Origin of the sequence: Enterobacter sp. JH25 (genome assembly GCF_021725435.1) — a bacterium.
GTDB lineage: Bacteria > Pseudomonadota > Gammaproteobacteria > Enterobacterales > Enterobacteriaceae > Enterobacter > Enterobacter intestinihominis.
In genome coordinates, this window is sequence record NZ_CP091319.1 from 2991200 (window position 1) to 3014108 (window position 22909).

Sequence of the window (22909 nt, forward strand, 5' to 3'; positions counted from 1 at the left end):
GTATCTGCCTGTTGCCAGAGAAACGTTTCTCTGGCTTTCCAAACAAGGAGCGGGCAGAACATGTCGGCTGTAGAGATTTTACCCGAAACTGAAATCGAGGTGCGCGACGCCCTTCCTGACGATGCACATGCCATCTCGGCGATATACGCCTGGCATGTGCTTCATGGCCGTGCGTCCTTCGAGGAAGTTCCCCCCACCGTCGATGAGATGCGTCAGCGGATGAAGAGTGTGACCGACAGCGGTTTACCGTGGCTGGTTGCGCTGTATCGCGGCATTGTCGTCGGCTACTGCTACGCCACGTTTTATCGTCCACGTCAGGCCTACCGGTACACCCTTGAGGAATCCATCTATGTGGATGCCAGCACCACCGGGCGCGGGTTTGGCTCGGCGCTGATGGATGCCCTGATTGCACGGTGTGAGCAAGGTCCCTGGCGGCAGATGATTGCTGTGGTCGGTGACGGAAACAATAATGCGGGATCGTTACGGCTGCATAAAAAACATGGCTTCGAGGTTGTCGGTCAACTGCGCAGCGTGGGGTATAAGAAGGGCGACTGGCGGGATACGTTGATCATGCAGCGTCCACTCAACGATGGTGACTGGACGCTGCCGGAGTAGGCGCTTTCGCCCGGTGGCACTCCGCTTACCGGGCCTACGTATCGGGGCCGCTTTAGGGCCGTAGGCCGGGTCAGGCGAAGCCGCCACCCGGCACAGACAGGCGACTCAGTCGTTCTGCGCCGTCGCCATCTGTTCCGCTTTCTGCTTTTTATACGCCAGCGCTGAAGCCGGCACCGGTTGCACTTTCCCGGTTTCAATCCAGGTGCGCAGGCGGCTGGCATCCGCAAAGTGGGTATATTTGCCGAAGGCATCCATCACCACCAGCGCCACTGGTTTACCATTAAACACGGTGCGCATCACCAGGCAGTGCCCTGCCGCATTGGTGAATCCGGTCTTGGTTAACTGAATATTCCAGTTATCGCGATACACCAGATGGTTAGTGTTGCGGAACGGCAGCGTATACGCCGGGTTCGAGAATGTCGCCATCTCCTCACGCGTGGTGCTGAGCTGACCAATCAGCGGGTATTGCTTACTGGCGATCAGCAGCTTGGTTAAATCACGCGCCGTCGAGACGTTATGGATCGACAGACCGGTTGGCTCCACGAAATGGGTATTTTTCATCCCCAGCGCTTTGGCTTTGGCATTCATCGCGCGGATAAACGCGTCGTAACCGCCAGGATAATGGTGGGCAAGGCTCGCCGCCGCGCGGTTCTCTGAGGACATCAGCGCCAACAGCAGCATATTTTTACGGCTGATTTCACTGTTCAGACGCACGCGAGAGTAGATCCCTTTCATCTCTGGCGTGTGGCTGATATCCACTTTTAGCTTTTCGTCCAGCGGCAGTCGTGCATCAAGCACCACCATCGCGGTCATGACTTTGGTTATGGAAGCGATCGGGCGCACCAGATCCGGGTGACTGGCGTAGATCACCTTGTTGGTATTCAGGTCAACGATCATCGCGCTGCCGGACGCAATCTGGGGTTGCGCAGCAGCGGTGGCAACTGCGGGCGTTTTGGCGATGGCTGGCGCGGTAGCGGAGACGCCCAACAGTAGCGCAAGACTAAGGAGTGACACTCGAAATTTCAGCATGATGAGACTTCTGATAATGATTCACGCACGTTATGACGTACACCGCCTGTGTCGACGGATAAACACAGGCTGGCTTCGGCATCATAGCGGTCACCGTGCGTTGTCGCCAGCGGAGAATCATAACCAGATGCTGCATTGCTGGCATTTACGCCAGCAATGCAGGGGACTTAAAAGAGACGGTATCCATAACCCCAAAGAATAACTGTCAGGGCCAGTAGCGCCTCAAGGACCAGCACGCCGATGGCAAGCGTAGAGCTGGAGAAGCTCAGGCCCTCTTCTTTATTGATGTTGAGGAAGGTTGGCACTCCTACATACAGCAGATAACCGGTGTAAAAGAGGGCAACCGTACCGATCAGCGCGCACAGCCAGACCAGTGGATAGAGCGCAACAATACCGCTTAAGAACAGCGGGGTCGCGACGTATCCGGCGAAGACCATACAGTGTGCCAGCGACGGGCGTTGCGGATAGTTGCGCGCCATCCAGTGGATGACCCGCCCCATTACCGCCACCCCGGCCAGCATCAGGCCATAAAACAGAATGGCCAGGTACAGTCCGGTAAACCAGGAAAGCTGAACCACGGTGCCGTCACCAAAGTTCCAGCCTATTTGCGTAGTACCAATAAACGCGCAGACCACCGGCACCGCTGCCATCAGCAGGACGTGGTGGGTGTAGTGATGCGCGACCGTTTCGTTCTCGTTACGGATGACCTGCATTTCACGATCGGGATGGGAGAAAAGTCCCCAGACATGGTTCATAACGCCCCCTTGTTGTCGGCCCGTCAGCGATAGCTAAAGTATAATGCAGGCTTTAGATTATTTTATGTACAGTGGGAAATTTCCGTTGATTGCCGCGTGGTTGATGGATGGGGTATATGATTAACGCAGGCACAGTAAGGGAGACGACATTTACTTAATGGATATCAACGGTCTTATTGAACAATATGGATACGCCGCGCTGGTCATCGGCAGCGTGGCAGAGGGTGAAACCATCACGCTGCTGGGCGGAGTGGCCGCACATCAGGGATTGCTGAAATTCCCGCTGGTGGTCGCCGCCGTCGCACTGGGCGGTATGATTGGCGACCAGCTGCTCTACTTTCTGGGTCTGCGCTTTGGTCCGACGCTTTTACAACGTTTTGCTAAGCATCAAAAGAAAATTCGTCGTGCTCAGCGGCTTATCCATCGGCATCCCTATATGTTTGTGATTGGCACCCGCTTTATGTATGGCTTTCGCATCATTGGGCCAATACTGATTGGCGCGAGCCGCTTACCGCCGAAAATTTTCCTGCCGCTGAACATTATCGGGGCGATTGCCTGGGCGCTGATTTTTACCACGCTTGGCTACGTGGGTGGCGAAGTGATCGGCCCGTGGCTGCATAATCTCGATCAGCATCTTAAACACTGGGCCTGGTTGATCCTGGTTGTTGCGGTGGTGATTGGGGTACGGCTGTGGCTCAAGCATCGTGAAAAGCGGCGGGATGAAGAGTGAGTGCGGCCTGCTGCCCCTCACCCTACCCCTCTCCCCAAAGGGGAGAGGGAACTCTATACACCCTCTCCCCTTTGGGGAGAGGGCTGGGGTGAGGGGAATGTTTATTCTGCTGGCTTAAACTGCGGATTCGCCAGCATAAAACCACCGTCGACGATAAACGACTGCCCGGTGGTGTAGCTGGCGTCGCTGTCACACAGCCACGCCACCAGGCTGGCTATTTCTTTGGTATGCCCTGGCCGTGCCAGCGGGATTTCCGGCATTGAGCCTTCTTTCACTTCGCTGTCGTCCATATCATTCATCGGCGTGGCGATCGCACCAGGCGCAACGGCGTTCACCAGAATCTTATGTTTAACCAGCTCCAGCGCCATCGACTTTGTTAACCCGCCCAGGGCATGTTTGGCCGCCGTATAGGCGCTGGCGTCCGGCAATGGTGTATGTTCATGCACCGAGGTGATGTTCACGATCCGCCCCCCTTCTCCCTGCTTCACCATCTGACGCGCCGCGATTTGCGAGCAGAGAAACGCGCCGTCCACGTCAACGGTGAATATGTGCCGCCAGTCGTCAAACGACAGGTCCAGAAATGGCGCTTTGTTCATCGCCCCGGCATTGTTAACCAGCACATCCAGCCGCCCGAAACGCGTAATCAGGGTTTCAATGGCCTTTGCGCCTTCCGGCAAATTGCTTAAGTCGAGCTGGATGGCCTCGGCACGCTGCCCGCGCGCTTCAATTTCACGGCAGGTTGCCAGCGCCCCTTCCTCATCTGAATGCCAGGTCACCCCGATATCAAACCCGCGTTCGGCCAGCATCAGGGCCGTCGTTTTGCCAATTCCTGAATCCGATGCGGTAACAATTGCGACTCGCGTCATACTCACCTCCTGAAAATCTGCAAAGAGGTAAGTATAGATAATGCGCGATTTTAGCTGTGATGATATCCGCCACCCAGCGCGGAGGTGAGCTGGAGCGTAGCATCCACGTACTGACCTTTCAGCATCAACCCGGCAATACGCTCTTTGAGCGCCGGAATTTTTGCTTCACTCACCCGCGAGCCGGCAATGATCCCCGCGCTGAAGCGCGCCTGTGCCAGCGCAACGACGCGCGCCGCATCTTTTTCGATCTGCTGCTGGTGCTGATTTTTGGCGGTCAGGGTTTCCACTTCGCTGGCCGTCCGGGCAACCTGGTTTACGGCGTCCACTACGGCCTTATTGTAGTTCGCCACGGAGAGGTTGTTTTGCGCCTGGGCGATATCCAGGTTCGCATTCAACCGACCACTGTCAAAAATTGGCAGCGTCAGCCCCGCGGTTACGCCCATTTGCTGAGCAGATGAGCGGAACAGGTCGCTAAGGTGCAACGCATCCTGCTGCAAGAACGCCATCAAATTGATGTCAGGGTAGAACGCGGCTCTGGCGGCATCCACTTCGCTCATGGACGCTTCGATATACCAGTGCGCCTCCTGCAAATCCGGGCGGCGAGCCAGCAGCTCATAACCGAGCGTTGACGGCAGCGACGCCTCTGCGTCAGGTAAGGCATGCCGGGCGAGCGTGACTGAAGGGGTATTGGTCAATGCATTCAGACGCGCCTCAATGGCCTTCATTTTGCCGTGCACGTCAGCGAGCTGTTCATCGGTTTTGCTGGCATTGATATCTGTTTCAACGCCTTCCACCGAGGAGGTAATGCCGTGCTGATAAAGCTCACGATCGGCACCGATGATATTTTCCTGCTCCCGTTTGATCTGCGCGAGCACGTCACCCACCGCGGCCTCGGTCTGCCAGTCCCAGTACAGCCGCGCGACGCTGCTGGCGAGCAGCTGTCGGGTCTGCTCCAGCTCCGCTTTTTGCGCATTCACTTTACCGATGCGGACCTCAATTTGGGCGCGGTTTTTACCCCATAAATCCAGATCCCATCCGGCCGTCAGACCAAAGGTGCCGTTGGTGTACCAGGGTCCGGTTGTCCCCGCCGCCGGGTCAGTCAGGGCGAATGGCCCCATCAGCCCCTCTGCCGACATCTTTTGCCGTTCCACATCTGCGGAAAAATCCATTTGTGGACCATCAGCAGCGACAGCGGCTTTCGCCTGTGCTTCTGCCAGGGTGATGCGCTGCCGGGCAATTTGCATATCCGGTGCATCCGCCAGCGCTTTAGCAATCAGCGCGTTAAGCTGAGGGTCATTAAAATCTTTCCACCATTCGTTTTTTGGCCAGTCGGCATGACTTAGTTGGGTATTTACAGCAGCGGCGGCGGCTTGCGTTTTCACTGGAGACACCGTGGCATGTTCCGGCGCGCAGGCGGACAGCATAAAAATAAGGGGAGCACTCAGAGATAAAGTAAGAGAACGTTTCATTACGCCATAAACTCAAAAAAAATAAAGGCGCAACTTACGCTTACTGACGTTCCGTTTTTTAGTAACGCGTGGCAATCCGCATATTGTTATACATTTTCATATCCGGAAATTTATTCCCCAAGCGAATGATTTAATTTCACCTATTCATACCAATTATGAATTGACTGCTACACTTACTGACGACAGACATACGCAGGAGAGGCGAATGAAAATATTATTGTGGGCTGTTTTGATTATATTTCTGATAGGGCTGCTGGTGGTAACCGGCGTATTCAAAATGATTTTCTGATACGTTTGCCCGGCTCCGCGCCGGGCAAACGTATTCACACTTCACTCAGTGCTTCGACTGGATCACACGGGCAATATCCGCCGACGTCTGTAGCGTACGGATCTCCTGAAATAATCCCAGCGCGTCGTCGTACTCTTTCCGTAAATAACTCAGCCACTGCTTAATGCGCGCGACGTGATACAACCCGGTATCGCCCTGCTTTTCCAGCCGCGTGTATTTTTGCAGGAGTTTCACCACGTCCGCCCACGGCATCCGCGGCTCATTGTATTTCACCACCCGGCTGAGGTTCGGCACGTTCAGCGCACCGCGGCCAATCATCACGGCATTACAGCCGGTCTCTTTGAGGCAGGCCTGCGCGCTCTCATAATCCCAGATTTCGCCGTTAGCAATCACCGGAATAGTAAGCCGTTTGCGGATCTCGCCAATCGCCTGCCAGTTAATGCGCTCGGCTTTATAACCATCCTCTTTGGTTCGCCCGTGCACCACCAGCTCGGTGGCGCCCGCCTGCTGCACCGCGTCGGCAATTTCAAACTGCTTGTCGCCGCTGTCCCATCCCAGACGCACTTTGACCGTCACCGGCAGATGCGATGGCACCGCCTCACGCATGGCCTTTGCGCCGCGATAAATCAATTCCGGATCTTTGAGTAACGTCGCCCCGCCGCCGCTGCCGTTGACCAGCTTTGACGGACAGCCGCAGTTAAGATCGACACCGTACGAGCCAAGCGCTACCGCGCGGGCGGCGTTTTCCGCCAGCCACTCAGGATACTGGCCGAGCAGCTGGACGCGCACCAGCGTACCGGAGGGGGTGCGGCTCTGACGATGCAGTTCCGGACAGAGACGATAAAATGATTTTTCTGGCAGCAACATATCGACCACGCGCAAAAACTCCGTCACGCAGAGATCGTAATCGTTCACCTCGGTAAGCAGCTCGCGCACGAGAGAGTCGAGCACGCCTTCCATCGGGGCCAGTAAAACACGCATTCTGAGTACCTGTGAAAAAAGACGCGCTATAGTAGCTGCTCTCCATGTATGTTGAAAGCCCGGCGTTCCATTCTGGAATGTCTGGTATGCCCAAAATTCATGATGTGATCCGTGGCACATTTTCAGGTTTAATTGTATGATGAATACGTCTCAGCAAGGACTTTCACCATGAGCAAATCACTGAATACTATCTGGCAATACCTTCGCGCCTTCGTCCTGATTTATGCCTGCCTGTACGCCGGCATTTTTATCGCGTCGCTGCTGCCTATTACCATCCCCGGCAGCATTATCGGCATGTTGATCCTGTTTGTGCTGCTGGCATTACAGGTGCTGCCTGCGAAATGGGTCAACCCGGGGTGCTTCGTTCTCATTCGCTATATGGCCCTGCTTTTTGTGCCTATCGGCGTTGGGGTTATGCAGTATTACGATGTGCTTAAGGCGCAGTTCGGCCCGATAGTGGTCTCCTGCGCCATCAGTACGCTGGTAGTTTTCCTGGTCGTCAGCTGGAGCTCACACATTGTGCATGGCGAACGTAAGGTCATCGGGGAGAAAACAAAAAAATGATGGCGAATATCTGGTGGTCCCTGCCGTTAACCCTGGTGGTGTTCTTTGCTGCGCGTAAGCTTGCGGTTCGTTTCAAAATGCCGTTGCTCAACCCGCTGCTGGTCGCCATGGTGGTGATTATTCCTTTTCTGCTGCTCACCGGCATTTCTTATGAACGTTACTTCGCCGGGAGCAAGATCCTCAACGATTTGTTGCAGCCTGCCGTGGTGGCGCTGGCGTTTCCTTTATATGAGCAACTGCATCAGATCCGCGCACGCTGGAAATCCATCATAACCATCTGCTTTGTGGGTAGCCTTGTTGCGATGATCACCGGTACCTCGGTGGCCTTATTGATGGGCGCATCGCCGCAGATCGCCGCCTCTATTCTGCCTAAATCCGTTACTACGCCGATTGCCATGGCCGTGGGCGGCAGTATCGGCGGCATTCCGGCCATCAGCGCCGTGTGCGTGATTTTCGTCGGTATCCTGGGCGCGGTGTTTGGTCATACGCTGCTGAATATCATGAAAATTCGTACCAAAGCGGCGCGCGGTCTGGCGATGGGTACCGCCTCGCACGCGCTGGGCACCGCACGCTGCGCGGAGCTGGATTATCAGGAAGGGGCATTCAGCTCCCTGGCGCTGGTGATCTGCGGGATTATAACCTCCCTGCTCGCGCCGTTTATCTTCCCGATTATTCTGGCAGTAATGGGCTAAAATTTGCGATGCGTCGCGCAAATTTCATTTTCATTTCATAAGTTGCATACATAATGAGATTTGGATCACATATAAAGGCCGTACGGCTCCGTACACTACCGATCCATTAACCTTGATGAGGCAACGTCATGCATCCACGTTTTCAAGCTGCTTTCTCTCAGCTTGCAGAGAATTTGCAATCAGCCCTGGCTCCGGTTCTGGCGGATGCGCATTTCCCCGCCCTGCTGACGGCAGATCAGGTCACGACGCTTAAACAGGCAACGGGGCTGGACGAAGACGCGCTGGCTTTCGCCCTGCTACCGCTGGCGGCTGCTTGCGCCCGCGCTGACCTTTCCCATTTTAACGTAGGCGCAATTGCGCGCGGCGTGAGCGGGACCTGGTACTTCGGCGGGAACATGGAGTTTCTCGGTGCGACCATGCAGCAAACCGTTCATGCGGAGCAGAGTGCCATCAGTCACGCCTGGCTGCGCGGCGAAAAGGCCCTGCGCGCCATCACCGTCAACTATACCCCTTGCGGCCACTGCCGCCAGTTTATGAATGAGCTGAACAGCGGTCTTGAACTGCGTATCAACCTGCCGGGACGCGCGCCGCATACGCTGGGTGATTACCTGCCGGATGCTTTTGGCCCTAAAGATCTTGAGATCAAAACCCTGCTGATGGACGAGCAGGACCACGGTTACGCGCTCTCAGGGGATGCGCTCAGCGAAGCGGCCATTGCCGCCGCCAATAAAAGCCACACGCCATACAGCAAATCACCAAGCGGCGTCGCCCTTCAGTGCCGCGACGGCCGCATCTTCACCGGCAGCTATGCAGAGAACGCCGCGTTTAACCCGACGCTGCCTCCGCTCCAGGGCGCCCTGAACCTGCTCAGCCTGAACGGGTATGACTACCCGGATATTCAGCGCGCGATCCTCGCTGAAAAGGCCGATGCACCGCTGATCCAGTGGGACGCGACCGCAGCCACGCTGAAAGCGCTGGGCTGTTCAACCATCGACCGCGTGCTGCTGGCATAATCTGTTCGGCGGGCAAATTTGCCCGCCAGTCTGACGAAAAACCCCTCAGTTGAATCGCTGTTTCTTGCGCTAACCAGGCGGGTACAGTAGCCTGAGGGAAATTTCATCATCGGTACGAGCCATCTGCATGTTAAAGCGCGTGTTTTACAGCCTGTCTGTCCTGGTCGGCATACTGCTGTTGATCGTGCTGGGTCTCGACCGCTGGATGAGCTGGAAAACAGCTCCCTACATTTTTGATGACCTACAGGACCTCCCCTACCGCCAGGTTGGCGTGGTGCTTGGCACCGCCAAGTATTACCGCACCGGCGTCATCAATCAGTATTACCGGTATCGTATTCAGGGCGCACTGAACGCCTATAACAGCGGCAAGGTGAACTATCTGCTGTTAAGCGGCGATAACGCCCTGCAAAGCTATAACGAGCCGGTGACGATGCGCAAAGACCTGATTGCCGCAGGCGTCGACCCGGCCGATATCGTGCTCGACTACGCCGGATTCCGCACGCTTGATTCCATCGTGCGTACCCGCAAGGTGTTCGACACCAATGATTTCATCATCATCACCCAGCGTTTCCACTGCGAGCGGGCGCTGTTTATCGCCCTGCATATGGGGATCCAGGCCCAGTGCTACGCCGTGCCGTCGCCAAAAGATATGCTGAGCGTACGCGTACGTGAGTTTGGCGCCCGTTTTGGCGCGCTGGCTGACCTGTACCTGTTCAAGCGTGAACCGCGCTTTTTAGGCCCGCTGGTGCCGATCCCAACGATGCACGAAGTGCCTGAAAATGCGCAAGGTTATCCGGCGGTGACGCCGGAGCAGCTGCTGGAAATGCAGAAGAAGTAATAACTGATGTCGGGTGGCGGCTTCGCCTTACCCGACCTACGATCGCGATTTTGTAGGCCCGGTAAGCGTCGCGCCACCGGGCAAAAAAAGGCCCGCTACGTGAGCGGGCCTTTCCATTCTGAAGAACTTATTTCTTACGCGCGTACTTCAGTGAATCCAGGGCAACCGCGAAGATAATGATCGCGCCCTTGATGATGTACTGCCAGTACGGGTTCACGCCGATGTAGGTCAGGCCGTAGTTGATCACGGTGAAGATGATCACACCGGTCACCACGCCCAGCACGGTACCCACGCCGCCGCTGAAGGAGACGCCGCCGACCACGCAGGCCGCAATCGCATCCAGCTCGTACATAAAGCCGAGGTTGTTGGTGGCAGAGCCGATACGGCCTGCTTCCAGCATCCCGCCGAAGGCGTAGAACACACCGGACAGGGCATAAATCATCAGCAGGTTCAGAGCCACATTGACGCCGGAGACTTTCGCCGCTTCCGGGTTACCCCCGATAGCAAAGATGTTTTTACCGAAGCGGGTTTTGTTCCACAGGATCCAGACGAACGCCACCGCAATCAGCGCATAGAAGGTGATATAGGAGAGACGGAAGCTGCCCAGCGCAACAAACCCCTGCGTGAAGGTCGAGAAGCCGCTTTCGAAGCCAGAGATTGGAGACGCGCCGACGAAATCGTAGTACAGGGAGTTGATACCATAAACGATGATCATCGTGCCAAGCGTAGTGATGAATGGCGTCACGTTCAGGTAAGCAATGATGATGCCGTTAATCAGGCCAATTACCGCGCCGATGGCGCATACGATCAGGATCACCACGAAAATCGGCATGGTCGCCATCTCCGGGAACACCTTGTTGGCGTTTTCCATCGACTGCAACAGGGTTGCCGCAATAACCGCCGCCAGACCCACCTGGCGCCCTGCCGAAAGATCTGTCCCCTGGGTAACGATGAGCCCAGCCACGCCCAGTGCGATGATAATACGTACGGAAGACTGGGTCAGAATATTACTTAAGTTCAGCAGACTTAAGAACGTTGGGTCCTGGAAAATAATTATCGCCAGCAAGACTAAAAGAACAACGTAAATACCGCCTTCTTTCAGATAAGTGAGAAAACTTTTTTTATTTAACGCACTCATGAGGAGCCCCTGATCTTAAAGGTGCAAAGACGCAAGACGCAAAATTTCGTTTTGCGTTGTCGTTTTGGTTTCAACAATACCGGCAACGAGACCATTGCTCATAACCAGAATACGGTCTGTGATCCCTAACAATTCCGGCATTTCGGAAGAAATAATAATGATCCCTTTATCTTTTTTCGCCAGCTCTGCGATCAGCTGGTAAATCTCGAATTTTGCACCCACGTCGATACCGCGCGTAGGTTCATCCAGCATCAGTATTTCAGGCTGGGTTAATAGCCAGCGACCAATAATGACTTTCTGCTGGTTCCCTCCCGAGAGTGAGCCAATTTGCGTGCGGTGGCCCGGCGTTTTCACGCGCATGGAGTCAATCACCCATTGGGTATCGCTCTTCATGCGGGAATTATCCAGCAACCCGACCTTGTTTTTGTAATTGCGAATATTAGAAATTAACGAGTTAAAGTTAATATCAAGATAAGCGTAAATACCGGTGGAACGCCGCTCTTCCGTCACCAGCGCGAAGCCATTATTAATGGCTTCGTTGGCATTATGGTTGTTGATTTTCTTACCGTGCAGGGTAATGGTGCCTTCGGCTTTCTCACGGATACCAAACAGGGTTTCCACGATATCGGTGCGCTTAGCGCCCACCAGCCCTGCGATACCAAGGATCTCGCCCTTGTGCAAATCGAAAGAGACATCGCGGATGGACGGCTGACGCAGTGAGGTCAGGTTACGCACCTCCAGAATCACTTCGCCCGGCTTGTTTTCTTTATCCGGGAAGCGCTGGTTCAATGAACGGCCAACCATCATGGCGATGATCTTGTCCATGTCCAGCCCTTCCAGCGGCTGGGTGGCAATCCACTGGCCATCGCGCAGGATGGTAATTTCATCGCACAGCTGGAAGATCTCTTCCATTTTATGTGAGATATAGACAATGCCGCAGCCGCGATCTTTCAGCTTACGGATGATGGTAAAAAGGTGGTTAACCTCTTTTTCCGTTAATGACGATGTCGGTTCATCCATGATCACGATTTTCGCATCATAGGAGAACGCTTTGGCAATTTCGATCATCTGCATCTGGGAAACCGATAATGTCCCGACGCGTGCGCGCGGGTCGATATCAATATCCAGCTCATCAAAAATGGCTTTGGTGTCGCGATACATTTTATCCTGATCGACAAAGACACCTTTGGTTGGATAGCGGCCCAACCACATATTATCCATAACTGAACGTTGCAGAACCAGGTTTAATTCCTGGTGTACCATCGAGATACCGTTCTCCAGCGCTTCTTTCGCTGAATGGAAGTCGATCTCTTTTCCCTGAAAAAGAATGCTGCCAGAATCTTTTTGATAGATCCCAAAAAGGCATTTTAATAATGTTGATTTACCCGCACCGTTTTCACCCATTAACGCATGAATAGAGTGAGGACGAACTTTTAAATTAACATTATCGAGCGCCTTAACACCGGGGAATGACTTGTTAACACCGGTCATTTCCAACAAGTATTCACCGGACGACTGAGTAGTTGTGCTGACCATAATTATACCTTGTTGGCCTCGCATATCGCGTTATAAAAGGGCGCAACGAATTGCGCCCAGTGAAGACAATTCAGTTAACTTATTTACCGATAAACTCAGCCAGGTTGGACTGGTCTACGCCCACGTAAGGAACGCGAACGATTTTGTTTTCAATTTTCCAGCTAGTGCCGTCAGCAGCGCCTTTACCATCAGCGAGGTTTTTCGCCAGATCGAAGGTGGCTTTCGCCTGGTTGTTAGCATCGTTCAGCACGGTACCGGCCATTGCGCCAGATTTCACCAGCGCCAGCGCTTCTGGCAGAGCATCCACACCGAATACAGGAATGGCGGATTTGTTGTGTGCTTTCAGCGCTTCAACTGCACCCATTGCCATTGCATCGTTGTTGGCGATGACCACTTCAATTTTGTTGGCGTTCGGGCCAGAGAGCCACGCATCCATCTTATCTTTCGCCTGAGCGGTGTCCCACATTGCGGTGTCTAACGCCAGCTGCTGGGTTTTCAGGCCCTTGTCGTTCAGCTCTTTAATAACGTAGGTGGTACGTGCTTCAGCATCCGGATGGCCCGGTTCGCCTTTCAGCAGAACGAACTGAATCTGACCATCTTTGTTCATATCCCAGTTTGGGTTCGCCGCCCAGTGTTTCGCAATCAGATCGCCCTGGATAATCCCGGACTCTTTGGAGTCAGTACCCACGTAATACGCTTTATCGTAGCTGTCCAGCGCTTTACGGGAAGGCTCTTTGTTGAAGAAGACAATCGGCACGTTCTGGCCGCGTGCTTTCTCGATCACCGTACCTGCCGCAGCCGGGTCAACCAGGTTAATAGCCAGCGCTTTCACGCCTTTTGCCAGAAGAACGTCAATCTGATCGTTCTGTTTAGACTGGTCATTCTGGGAGTCATTCATCAGCAGCTGCACGTCTGGCGCTGATTTAGCATCTTTTTCAATTGCTTTACGCACAACGGACATGAAGTTGTCGTCGTATTTATAGATAGTCACGCCAATACGGGTATCCGCTGCGTGTGCTGCTGCGCCAAAAAGCATGCTTGCCATGACAGCAGACAGAGTCAACACCTTCTTATTCATGGTATCTCCGGTTTTTTTTATGCAGGGTAGTTCTTGTGAAAAACGGTCGGCGGGCAGATGTTAATAAAACGTTACTGATCGCCGAAGTTCACTTATAAAATGTCCAGCTTCCGTGTTCGGTAACGCTCCAGAAATGCGTTTTATTCGTTGTTTGAGGCATTCTGGTAACGGTAAAAGTGAATAATCACCGTTACATTGTGTTTCAGCCCCTAAAACGCTGACATCATAGACAGCGGCTTGTTAAGATACTGTGAATTTACTCACAGATTGAAAACGGTTACATCACGTGATGTTATCAGTTAGTGATCGGAGCCACAGTTTGTCGGATAGCGACCGAATGGCGGCGTACTAAAGTCGGCATAAAACAATGCGTTGCGTCAGGATCTAACAGTCCTGCCGCCCCCTGTAACGCCAGCTCTGTCGCCAGTTTCGCCATCGACGCAATGGGGTAACGCACCGTTGTCAGCTGCGGATCGGTGTAACGGGCAATCGGAATATCATCAAAACCGATCAGCGATAAATGCTGCGGCACCGCAATGCCATTATCTTTCAGCGCGGTAAGCGCACCTGCCGCCATGCTGTCGTTATAGGCAAACACGGCCGTCAGCTGAAGATTACGCCCCAGCAGTTCCACCATTGCCGCTTCACCGCCCTGCATGTCCGGCGAACCGGTACCAACCCAGCTCTCCAGCGGCGCAATGCCCTGTTCTTTCAGGGCGTTTTGCCAGCCCTCACGGCGCATCATGTCGTCTTCAATACCGTGGCTGGAAGCCAGATAACCAATGCGCTGATGGCCGTTGCTGATGAGCATCCGCGTCGCCATCATCGCGCCGCTGATGTTATCCAGACCGACACAGCGGTGCGCATAACCGGGGACGATACGGTTGATCAGCACCATACCGGGGATCTGCTCCATAAACCCGGCCAGCTCTTCATCGCTCAGGGCTTTTGAGTGCACAATCAGGGCGTTACAGCGCTGGCGGATCAGTACCTCAATGGCATAACGCTCTTTTTCAGCCTCGTGATAGCTGTTGCCAATCAGCACATATTTCTGGTGCTGCTGGGCAACGACGTCCACCGCTTTGACCAGCGCGCCGAAGAAGGCGTCCGACACGTCCATCACCACGACACCAATGGTATCGCTGACCTGCGTCGCCAGCGCCTGAGCATTGGCGTTTGGCCGGTACCCCAGCTGGGTCACGGCTTTCATTACGGTTTCACGCGTTTCAGGGCTGACCAGCGCACTGTTGTTCAGCACGCGGGAGACAGTAGCAACAGAAACACCCGCCTGGCGGGCGACGTCACGAATGGTGATCATATTCACCACCCTTAAAAGGATTGCAGCAACTCACAGACACCCCCTGTGTTTAGCAAGGTGGCTATTCTGGCAGCGAGAGAGAGGAGACTACGTGAAGAAGCTCACACAGATGAAAACGCTTACATCCGTTTTGTTAATGATTGTGATCCAGATCGTTATCTGGATGTATTACGCAATGACACGCCCGACGCAAGGGCGGTTAACCGTCGCCATACCCACTCCAGCGGGCCCTGGCGGAAAAAACGCAGCCAGATAACTGAAAACACCACGTTAACAATCCAGACCGGAATAACAAACGCCAGCAGCGTCAGGCGGTCGAATTTCATAAACAGGCCGAATCGGTAGAAAAGCGTGGTACATATCAGCGTTTGCAGGATGTAATTGCTTAACGCCATCCGTCCAACGCAGGCCACCGCACTGACGATCCACAGGCGAGAAAGCCGGGGCCAGAAGCCATAGATCAGCGCCGCATAGCCAATGGTCTGGAACGGCGCGCTCAGTTCGCGCGGCACCTGCAACAGGAAGGCGCACCAGCGATAATCCCACTGAAGATGCCACTGTACGATCACCGCCGGAAGGTTAATCATCACGCCGAGCAGTACCAGGCCAGCGCCTGTGAGACGATAGTGTCGCAGGCTAAATTCTCCTTTCAGCCAGCCGGTGCGCATCAGGGCTGCGCCCATCAGCATCATCCCCGCCAGCTGCCAGCCGTATTGCGCCCCCAGCGCCAGCAGGTTATCGCCGAGCATATCGGCCCGGTTGCCGATCGCTTCCATGCCGCCTTTCAGCTTCCAGAACTGCTCATATTGCAGATTGGCCGCATCCGGGATCCACGAACGACTGGTGGAAGCATCGGCAATCATGCCAAGCAGCAATAACACGGTCAGTCCCATGACATAGAGCATCACGCCAGTGTTAAAGAGGCTTTTTACACCGGGCGCGTCGCGGATCAGCCGCCAGCAAATCAGGCCCACCAGACCATACGCGAGCAGAATATCGCCGTCCCAGAAAAGCAGCCCGTGAATAAAACCGAGGATAACCAGCAGCGTTAAACGCGACTGGATCCAGCGCGTACCGCGTTTGAGGAGAAGCTGAAGTCCCGCGCCAAACAGAAGCGCAAAGAGGGTCAGAAATTTAACCTGTGCGAAGAGATCAAGGATTGCCCACGTCCAGGCGTCGCTGCGCGTGATGTCGCCATACCATGCAGGGTTCAGATAGGCGGCCTTCGGCAGACCGAAGGCGCTGATATTCAGCAGCAGGATACCGAGAATGGCGACGCCGCGAACAAAATCGAGCGTGACGTTTCGCTCCATGGTCCCTGCCCTGTCTGATTAGTTGTGGTGGCGCACGGCGCGCAGAAACTCCTGGCGGGTGTTCTGGCTCGATTTGAACAGGCCGCCCAGCGAGGTGGTGGTAGTCGCGCTGGTTGCATCACGCACGCCACGCGCTTTCACGCAGTAGTGAACCGCGTCAATAGACACCGCCACGTTGTTAGTCCCCAACAGGGTTTGCAGTGCGGTCAGGATCTGCTGCGTCAGACGCTCCTGCACCTGAGGACGCTGGGCAAAGAACTGCACGATGCGGTTGATCTTGGACAGGCCAATGACCGTATCTTTTGGAATATAGGCCACCGTCGCTTTACCATCGATGGTCACAAAGTGATGCTCGCAGGTGCTGGTCAGCGTGATATCGCGTACCGTCACCATCTCATCGACCTTCATCTTGTTTTCAATGACGGTGATTTTCGGGAAGTTCGCGTAATCCAGGCCGGAGAAAATTTCGTCGACGTACATTTTCGCGATGCGGTGCGGCGTCTCCATCAGGCTGTCGTCGCTCAGATCGAGATTCAGCAGTTGCATGATCTCCGTCATATGGCCGGCGATCAGACTCTTGCGGGTAACATTGTCCAGCTCCTGCACGGGCGGGCGCAGTGGCGTTTCAAGACCGCGCGCAACCAGCGCTTCATGGACAAGGGCTGCTTCTTTACTGAGTGATGACATTCTTTTCTCCTGCAGGTGTGGCGTCTTTTGCCCTCGTTGTGGCAAAAGTGTGCGCTCATTGTGCGTGAGGCGACGCACATAATCCAGTATTCACGTCGATAATTATTGCAATTGCTGTTGCCTTTCAGCCTGACGGTTCCAGACTAACGCTCCGCCAGCGAACAGCGCGATCCCCGCCAGCCCCAGCGCAGGTTCCAGCCGGTGCGTGAGCCAGGTCGAGAGTGCCGACGTGACCGGACCAATCAGCTGACCAATGGCATACCCGGTGGTGAGCAGTCCTGCCATATAACGCGTATGATCTGGCGCCAGCTCGCGACCGTACAGAAGAGAGAGCTGCACGGCGCAGAGGAACCCGCCGCCCACCAGCAGCCCACCCGTTAGCAAGCCGCCAATGCCCGGCAGCAGCCAGGCCGCCAGCACGCCTATCCCCTGTAACCAGAGAACAATCGCCAGCCTGCGGTTAGCGCTTGATGTATGCCGCAGGGCAATACTGAGCGCAATCCCCACCACCGAGGCGGCGCCAAATATTGGCCAGACAAACTGGGCAAACAGGCTGCCCGGGAAACGCACCGCCGCCATTTGCGACAGGAAGGTCGCAGGGAGGATATAGCCGAACCCTGCCAGGCTGTAGCTCCAGACCAGACGCCTGAGATCTGCAGTCAGCAGCAACGGCTCAGGCGCGGTACCGGGGCGATGAAGCTGGCCCGCGCGCGGCAGGTAGCGCGCCACCAGCGCAATCAGCACCAACGCCAGTACGCCGTAGATTTGCCATGCCGCGCCGGCAGACAGGGATCTCGCCTGAATATAGACCGCCAGCAGGCCACTCAGGGCGATGCCGGCCCCGGGTCCGGCAAAGACGGCTGCACTAAGCCCCGGCTTGCCCAGCTGCCCCAGCCGCTCGTTGGTCCAGGCGGCAATCAGCACCATCGACCAGCCGCTCATGCAGCCGATCACAAAGCGCAGCAGACCGTGAACGACAGCATTATCTGCCGCCGCAGAGAGCAGCGTCAGCGCCACCGCGCCAGTGATGCCAAGCCAGAGACGCGTTTCAACGAAGCGATGAGCGCGCATAGCATCCCATGCCCCCACCAGATAGCCCAGGTAGTTCATTGCCGCCACCAGCCCCGCGCTGGTGAGCGTGAGTTGCCCGGCGGCAATCATCAGCGGCACCTGAGGCGTGAAGGCGAAGCGCCCTATCCCCATCGCCACGACCAGAACCACAAATCCGCTGAGCGCGATACGCAGCGCCATGATCGCTCCAATTGTTAAAGAAAAGTAAATTTATGATGCAACATCTCGCCGTCCTGCGAAAGTGAAAGTTGCTCACAGGTCAATGAAAACTCTGTATTATGCGTTTTATGAATAGTCTTTCGGATAAGGAGCCCTGCATGGAACTGCTCGAAGAGCATCGTTGTTTTGAAGGTCGACAGCAGCGCTGGCGGCACGACTCCACCACGCTGAACTGTGCTATGACGTTCAGCATTTTCCTGCCCCCTGCGGACAATTCACCGGTGTTGTACTGGCTTTCAGGCCTGACCTGCAACGACGAAAACTTCACCACCAAAGCGGGTGCCCAGCGTATTGCTGCCGAACTGGGCATTGCGCTGGTGATGCCAGATACCAGCCCGCGTGGCGATGACGTGGCCGACGATGCCGGATACGATTTGGGTAAAGGCGCCGGGTTCTATCTCAACGCCACGGAACAACCCTGGGCGAGCCATTACCGCATGTATGACTACATTCGCGATGAACTGCCTGCCCTGGTGCACTCTCAGTTCGCGGTCAGCGAGCGCTGCGCGATAAGCGGACATTCGATGGGTGGCCACGGGGCGCTGATAATGGCGCTGAAAAATCCGGGGAAATACACCAGCGTGTCCGCATTTGCGCCGATTGTGAACCCAACGCAGGTGCCGTGGGGGCAAAAAGCCTTCACGCACTATCTGGGTGAGGATGCAGAGAAATGGCAGGAATGGGACAGCTGTGCGCTGTTGCTGGCAAGCCAGCCAGAAGACGCTATCCCGATGCTGGTGGATCAGGGTGATGCCGATCAGTTCCTCGCCGGGCAGTTACAGCCTGCGGTGCTGGCGGAAGCCGCGCGCCAGAAGGACTGGCCGCTGACTCTGCGCATACAGCCGGGATACGATCACAGCTATTACTTTATGGCGTCCTTTATTGAAGATCATCTTCGCTTCCATGCGACACATTTGTTCGCGTAAATACAGCTGTTTGCCCGATAGCCTCTCGCCTGTCGGGCCTTTCCCCTCATTTACATAATCCTATCCGCTTGAATCCAGCCTGTTTTCCGTCGCCCTCACTCAAACACAAATGATTTCAATTATCATTTGTGTTTACAATTCTACATTCTTTTGTACAATTCCAGGCTCTTCTCCATCTCAAAGAGTTCTTACAAGACAAAAACATACAGTTCTCAGGGTTATCCCGATGGAGTTTTTTTCATTTTTATACGGAATGTACAAATGACAATACCACGCATTAAGCTCCTGGCCGTCGCCATTGGCGCTGCCACATGTTCCCCCTTCGTTCACGCAGCCGATCAGGACACCGTTGTCGTTACCGCGACGGGTTTTGAACAAAAGATCCAGAATGCCCCCGCCTCCATCTCTGTGATTTCAAAACAGCAGATTGAAGATAAAGCCTACCGTGATGTTACCGATGCCCTGAGAGATGTCCCGGGCGTCGTCGTCACCGGCGGTGGAAGTAGCAGTGATATCAGTATTCGCGGCATGGCCTCTCAGTACACCCTGTTCCTGGTGAACGGCAAACGCGTCAGTACGCGAAGCACCCGCCCAAACAGCGACAACTCGGGTATTGAACAAGGCTGGCTGCCGCCGCTGGAGTCCATTGAGCGCATCGAGGTCATCCGCGGCCCGATGTCCTCGCTTTACGGCTCCGATGCTATGGGTGGCGTCATTAACGTCATTACCAAAAAAGTCTCGAACACCAAAGCCTGGACCGGTTCGTTGCATGGCGATGCAACCTTCCAGGAAAACCATGATTCCGGCGATATCTTCCAGACCAACGCCTACGCCTCTGGTCCCCTGATTGACGGGCTGCTGGGTGCAAAAGTGACGGGGCTGTTGTCACGCCGCGCAGAAGATAAAATCGTGAACGGCTATAACGAGCAGAAAATGCGTAACGGTGGCATTACGCTGAACTTCACGCCGGACGAGAAGAATGATTTCGACCTCGACTTTGCTCGCGAGCTTCAGGACAGAAACAGCACCCCGGGGATGTCGAAAGCGGCTGAAACCTGCCGGGGAACAACTTGTACGCCAAATACCAAAAGCGACTCGCGCTATGAGCACACGACCTACTCGTTAACCCACAGTGGTTATTACGACGACTTCAATACCACCAGCTATATCCAGCAGGAAGAGACCAATAATCCAGGTCGCAAAATGCGTTCCTACAACACCACCTTTAACAACCAGAACCAGATCTTCCTCGGCGATCATACGTTGACCCTCGGCGGACAGTACCGTTATGAGAAACTGCGCGACAACGGTAATCAGCTGGAAGCTGCTGACGGCCTGAACAAACTGACGCGCTGGAGCTGGGCCCTGTTTGCCGAAGATGAATGGTCAATGACGGAAAGCTTTACGTTGACCGGCGGCCTGCGTATGGATAAAGACCAAAACTACGGGACGAACTGGACGCCGCGCGGTTACGGCGTATGGCACCTGGCCGATCAGTGGACGTTGAAAGGCGGGGTTTCTGCTGGCTATCGTGCGCCGGATCTGCGTCAGTCGTCTGCCAGCTGGGGCCAGGTGACAGGTGGCGGCCGTCTTGACGGTATCATCGTCGGCAACCCGGATCTGAAACCCGAGAAGAGCCTGAGCGAAGAGCTCGCCCTGCTCTGGGATAACAACGATAACCTGAATGCCGGCGTAACGCTGTTTAATACCGACTTCAAGGACAAAATTACGGAAGTTCGCCGCTGTAACAGCAGCGCCGATCCCGCCTGTACGATTGGCGATCATAGCTATGATTTCGTCAGCGATCGCGTCAACGTGGACAAAGCCAATATGCGCGGTGTGGAGTCCTCTTTCGGCTGGAAAATCACGCGCGATGTGAACTGGACTGCAAACTACACCTATACGGAATCCGAGCAGAAGAGCGGCCAGTTCTCCGGCAAGCCACTGAACAAAATGCCAAAACACATGTTCAACACCACCCTGGACTGGCAGGCGACTCCCGACGTCGGCTTCTGGAGCCGTCTGAACCTGCGCGGTAAAACGTCTGAGTACCTGAGCCGCACGTCAATGTCCCAGGGTACACCGTCCTACACTCAGGTTGATGTCGGTATGCGCTACAACGCCAACAAAAACCTGCTGGTTACTGCCGGTGTGTATAACGTGCTCGATAAGCAGATTGACTACGATACGTATGACACCGTGCTGGATGGCCGTCGCTATACCGTTGGCATGACTTACAGCTTCTGATCTGCCCATAAAAAAGCCCGCTCGATTGAGCGGGCTAAAAGAGAGGAAGTGCGGTTATTGTTTAAATCGTTCCGGGAAATCCATTTCACTGTAGCGAACGAAGCGCGTTCCTTTCGTCAGTTTGTAGCCAAACCAGATGATCAGGAACAGCGGAATGCCAATATAGGTAGCCGTGACGGCGCCCCAGTCAATGGTGTCCGCAAGGAAGGCCTCATAGTTCTGGCCCAGGGTAATGATCAGGCACAGAACGAAGGCGAAGATCGGCCCCAGCGGGAAGAACCCTGACCGGTACGGCAGATTATTCAGATCATGACCCTGCTTGACGTACCCGCGACGGAAACGGTAGTGGCTGATGGCAATGCCCAGCCAGGCAATGAAGCCCGTCATACCAGAGGTGTTAAGCAGCCACAGGTAGACCGTCTGGTTGCCGAACATGGAGGTCAGGAAACAGAGACCCGCAATCACCGTGGTCGCATACAGCGCATTGCGTGGCACGCCACCGCGAGACAGTTTCGAGAAAATACGTGGCGCTTTACCGTCGCAGGCCAGGGTGTAGAGCATGCGGGTAGAGGCGTACATCCCGGAGTTACCCGCAGACAGTACCGCCGTCAGGATAACCGCGTTCATCACCGCCGCCGCAGAGAGCAGACCCGCGTGCTGGAAGACCAGGGTGAACGGGCTGACGCTGATGTCTTTCACATCGTTACGCAGCAGGCTTGGGTCGGTATACGGAATGATCAGGCTGATAATCAGGATCGCGAACACATAGAACAGCAGGATACGCCAGAACACCTGACGCACCGCGCGCGGGATGGTCTTCTCCGGGTTTTCGGATTCACCGGCCGCAATGCCAATCAGTTCGGTGCCCTGGAAGGAGAAGCCGACAATCATCGCCACGCCAATCATCGCCGAGAAGCCTCCGGCAAACGGCGCATCGCCTATTGTCCAGTTACTCCAGCCCGCCGGTTCGGCCCCTTTGAAAATACCAACGATCATCGCCACACCGACGACGATAAAGATGATGACGGTTGCCACTTTAATCAAAGAGAACCAGTATTCCGCTTCGCCGAAACCGCGCACGGAGATGTAGTTCAGCAGGAAGATGACCGCCAGGAACAGGGCGCTCCAGATCCAGCCGGGCGTGTCCGGGAACCACCAGGTCATCACCAGCTGTGCCGCGACCAGGTCAACGGCGATGGTCACCGCCCAGTTGTACCAGTAGTTCCAGCCCAGCGCGAAGCCGAAGCCTTCCTCAACGTATTTTTGTCCGTAGGTCGAAAACGAACCAGACACCGGCATGTATGCCGCCAGTTCGCCCAGGCTGGTCATCAGGAAGTAGACCATCAGGCCAATCAGGATATAAGAGAATAATGCCCCACCCGGGCCGGCTGCCGAAATTGTTGCGCCAGAGGCAACGAAAAGACCCGTACCGATGGAGCCGCCAATGGCGATCATCGTCAGGTGACGCGCCTTAAGTGCGCGACGTAGCGCGGGCGCTTCTGTGGTTTTAGTTTCTGAAACCATGTGAAAATGCT

At 55.1% G+C, this 22909-nt stretch carries 22 protein-coding genes; 9 read left to right on the forward strand and 13 right to left on the reverse strand.

Annotation, left to right across the window (positions count from 1 at the left end):
* The first annotated feature begins 60 nt into the window (after positions 1 to 60).
* Positions 61 to 615, forward strand: a complete 555-nt coding sequence (locus L2Y28_RS14320; protein ID WP_022648685.1) for a GNAT family N-acetyltransferase — start codon at positions 61 to 63, stop codon at positions 613 to 615.
* 105 nt (positions 616 to 720) lie between these two features.
* Here L2Y28_RS14320 and pbpG read toward each other — a convergent pair whose 3' ends face one another.
* Positions 721 to 1644, reverse strand: a complete 924-nt coding sequence (pbpG, locus tag L2Y28_RS14325) for a D-alanyl-D-alanine endopeptidase (protein ID WP_006811291.1) — start codon at positions 1642 to 1644, stop codon at positions 721 to 723.
* A 167-nt stretch (positions 1645 to 1811) separates the two neighbouring features.
* On the reverse strand, positions 1812 to 2399 hold the full coding sequence (locus L2Y28_RS14330; protein WP_003859296.1) for a Yip1 family protein: 588 nt from the start codon (positions 2397 to 2399) through the stop codon (positions 1812 to 1814).
* Between the two features lie 157 nt (positions 2400 to 2556).
* On the opposite strand from L2Y28_RS14330, the gene L2Y28_RS14335 reads away from it, so the two are divergent.
* On the forward strand, positions 2557 to 3129 hold the full coding sequence (locus L2Y28_RS14335) for a DedA family protein (RefSeq protein WP_236919554.1): 573 nt from the start codon (positions 2557 to 2559) through the stop codon (positions 3127 to 3129).
* A gap of 101 nt (positions 3130 to 3230) precedes the next feature.
* On the opposite strand, the gene L2Y28_RS14340 is transcribed toward L2Y28_RS14335, so the two are convergent.
* Both L2Y28_RS14340 and mdtQ read right to left on the reverse strand, forming a co-directional pair.
* Entirely contained in the window at positions 3231 to 3995 is a 765-nt protein-coding gene (locus L2Y28_RS14340; RefSeq protein ID WP_022648687.1) for an SDR family oxidoreductase, read from the reverse strand.
* 50 nt (positions 3996 to 4045) lie between these two features.
* The gene (mdtQ, locus tag L2Y28_RS14345) at positions 4046 to 5464 is read right to left on the reverse strand and encodes a multidrug resistance outer membrane protein MdtQ (RefSeq protein ID WP_022648688.1); all 1419 of its coding nucleotides are present in this window, start codon (positions 5462 to 5464) and stop codon (positions 4046 to 4048) included.
* Positions 5465 to 5669: 205 nt separating this feature from the next.
* Between mdtQ and yohP the strand changes: the two genes are divergently transcribed.
* Positions 5670 to 5753, forward strand: a complete 84-nt coding sequence (gene yohP, locus L2Y28_RS14350; protein ID WP_071785213.1) for a small membrane protein YohP — start codon at positions 5670 to 5672, stop codon at positions 5751 to 5753.
* Positions 5754 to 5798: 45 nt separating this feature from the next.
* On the opposite strand, the gene dusC is transcribed toward yohP, so the two are convergent.
* On the reverse strand, positions 5799 to 6734 hold the full coding sequence (gene dusC / locus L2Y28_RS14355; protein WP_022648689.1) for a tRNA dihydrouridine(16) synthase DusC: 936 nt from the start codon (positions 6732 to 6734) through the stop codon (positions 5799 to 5801).
* A 168-nt stretch (positions 6735 to 6902) separates the two neighbouring features.
* Here dusC and L2Y28_RS14360 point away from each other — a divergent pair, with 168 nt between their 5' ends.
* The 4 genes from L2Y28_RS14360 (at position 6903) to sanA (ending at position 9841) form a co-directional block, all read left to right on the forward strand.
* Positions 6903 to 7298 (forward strand): CidA/LrgA family protein, encoded by a 396-nt coding sequence (locus L2Y28_RS14360; protein WP_022648690.1) that lies wholly within the window; start codon positions 6903 to 6905, stop codon positions 7296 to 7298.
* Positions 7295 to 7990 carry a CidB/LrgB family autolysis modulator gene (locus L2Y28_RS14365; RefSeq protein ID WP_022648691.1) on the forward strand — a complete coding sequence of 232 codons (696 nt, stop codon included), beginning with the start codon at positions 7295 to 7297 and terminating at the stop codon, positions 7988 to 7990. The genes L2Y28_RS14360 and L2Y28_RS14365 overlap by 4 nt, the downstream gene beginning before the upstream one ends.
* Positions 7991 to 8118: 128 nt before the next feature.
* Positions 8119 to 9003 (forward strand): cytidine deaminase, encoded by an 885-nt coding sequence (gene cdd, locus L2Y28_RS14370; protein WP_022648692.1) that lies wholly within the window; start codon positions 8119 to 8121, stop codon positions 9001 to 9003.
* A 127-nt stretch (positions 9004 to 9130) separates the two neighbouring features.
* A complete protein-coding gene (gene sanA / locus L2Y28_RS14375) occupies positions 9131 to 9841 on the forward strand; it encodes an outer membrane permeability protein SanA (RefSeq protein WP_022648693.1) in 711 nt (236 codons plus the stop codon).
* Between the two features lie 127 nt (positions 9842 to 9968).
* On the opposite strand, the gene mglC is transcribed toward sanA, so the two are convergent.
* The 7 genes from mglC to L2Y28_RS14410 all read right to left on the reverse strand — a co-directional run bounded on the left by mglC (position 9969) and on the right by L2Y28_RS14410 (position 18162).
* Positions 9969 to 10979, reverse strand: coding sequence for a galactose/methyl galactoside ABC transporter permease MglC (gene mglC, locus L2Y28_RS14380; protein ID WP_022648694.1), 1011 nt, complete (start codon positions 10977 to 10979; stop codon positions 9969 to 9971).
* Positions 10980 to 10994: 15 nt separating this feature from the next.
* Complete coding sequence (gene mglA / locus L2Y28_RS14385; protein WP_003859320.1) at positions 10995 to 12515, reverse strand: galactose/methyl galactoside ABC transporter ATP-binding protein MglA; 1521 nt, start codon at positions 12513 to 12515, stop codon at positions 10995 to 10997.
* 79 nt (positions 12516 to 12594) lie between these two features.
* Positions 12595 to 13593, reverse strand: coding sequence for a galactose/glucose ABC transporter substrate-binding protein MglB (gene mglB / locus L2Y28_RS14390; RefSeq protein WP_022648695.1), 999 nt, complete (start codon positions 13591 to 13593; stop codon positions 12595 to 12597).
* 295 nt (positions 13594 to 13888) lie between these two features.
* The gene (gene galS, locus L2Y28_RS14395) at positions 13889 to 14911 is read right to left on the reverse strand and encodes an HTH-type transcriptional regulator GalS (protein ID WP_003859324.1); all 1023 of its coding nucleotides are present in this window, start codon (positions 14909 to 14911) and stop codon (positions 13889 to 13891) included.
* Between the two features lie 155 nt (positions 14912 to 15066).
* The gene (gene yeiB / locus L2Y28_RS14400; protein ID WP_022648696.1) at positions 15067 to 16224 is read right to left on the reverse strand and encodes a DUF418 domain-containing protein YeiB; all 1158 of its coding nucleotides are present in this window, start codon (positions 16222 to 16224) and stop codon (positions 15067 to 15069) included.
* A gap of 18 nt (positions 16225 to 16242) precedes the next feature.
* Entirely contained in the window at positions 16243 to 16911 is a 669-nt protein-coding gene (folE, locus tag L2Y28_RS14405; RefSeq protein WP_017383384.1) for a GTP cyclohydrolase I FolE, read from the reverse strand.
* Positions 16912 to 17013: 102 nt separating this feature from the next.
* A complete protein-coding gene (locus L2Y28_RS14410; protein WP_022648697.1) occupies positions 17014 to 18162 on the reverse strand; it encodes a YbfB/YjiJ family MFS transporter in 1149 nt (382 codons plus the stop codon).
* A 137-nt stretch (positions 18163 to 18299) separates the two neighbouring features.
* Here L2Y28_RS14410 and fghA point away from each other — a divergent pair, with 137 nt between their 5' ends.
* Both fghA and L2Y28_RS14420 read left to right on the forward strand, forming a co-directional pair.
* The gene (gene fghA / locus L2Y28_RS14415) at positions 18300 to 19127 is read left to right on the forward strand and encodes an S-formylglutathione hydrolase (protein WP_022648698.1); all 828 of its coding nucleotides are present in this window, start codon (positions 18300 to 18302) and stop codon (positions 19125 to 19127) included.
* 261 nt (positions 19128 to 19388) lie between these two features.
* Complete coding sequence (locus L2Y28_RS14420) at positions 19389 to 21374, forward strand: ligand-gated channel protein (protein ID WP_023306610.1); 1986 nt, start codon at positions 19389 to 19391, stop codon at positions 21372 to 21374.
* A 54-nt stretch (positions 21375 to 21428) separates the two neighbouring features.
* On the opposite strand, the gene L2Y28_RS14425 is transcribed toward L2Y28_RS14420, so the two are convergent.
* The gene (locus L2Y28_RS14425; RefSeq protein WP_022648700.1) at positions 21429 to 22898 is read right to left on the reverse strand and encodes an amino acid permease; all 1470 of its coding nucleotides are present in this window, start codon (positions 22896 to 22898) and stop codon (positions 21429 to 21431) included.
* Positions 22899 to 22909 lie beyond the last annotated feature (11 nt).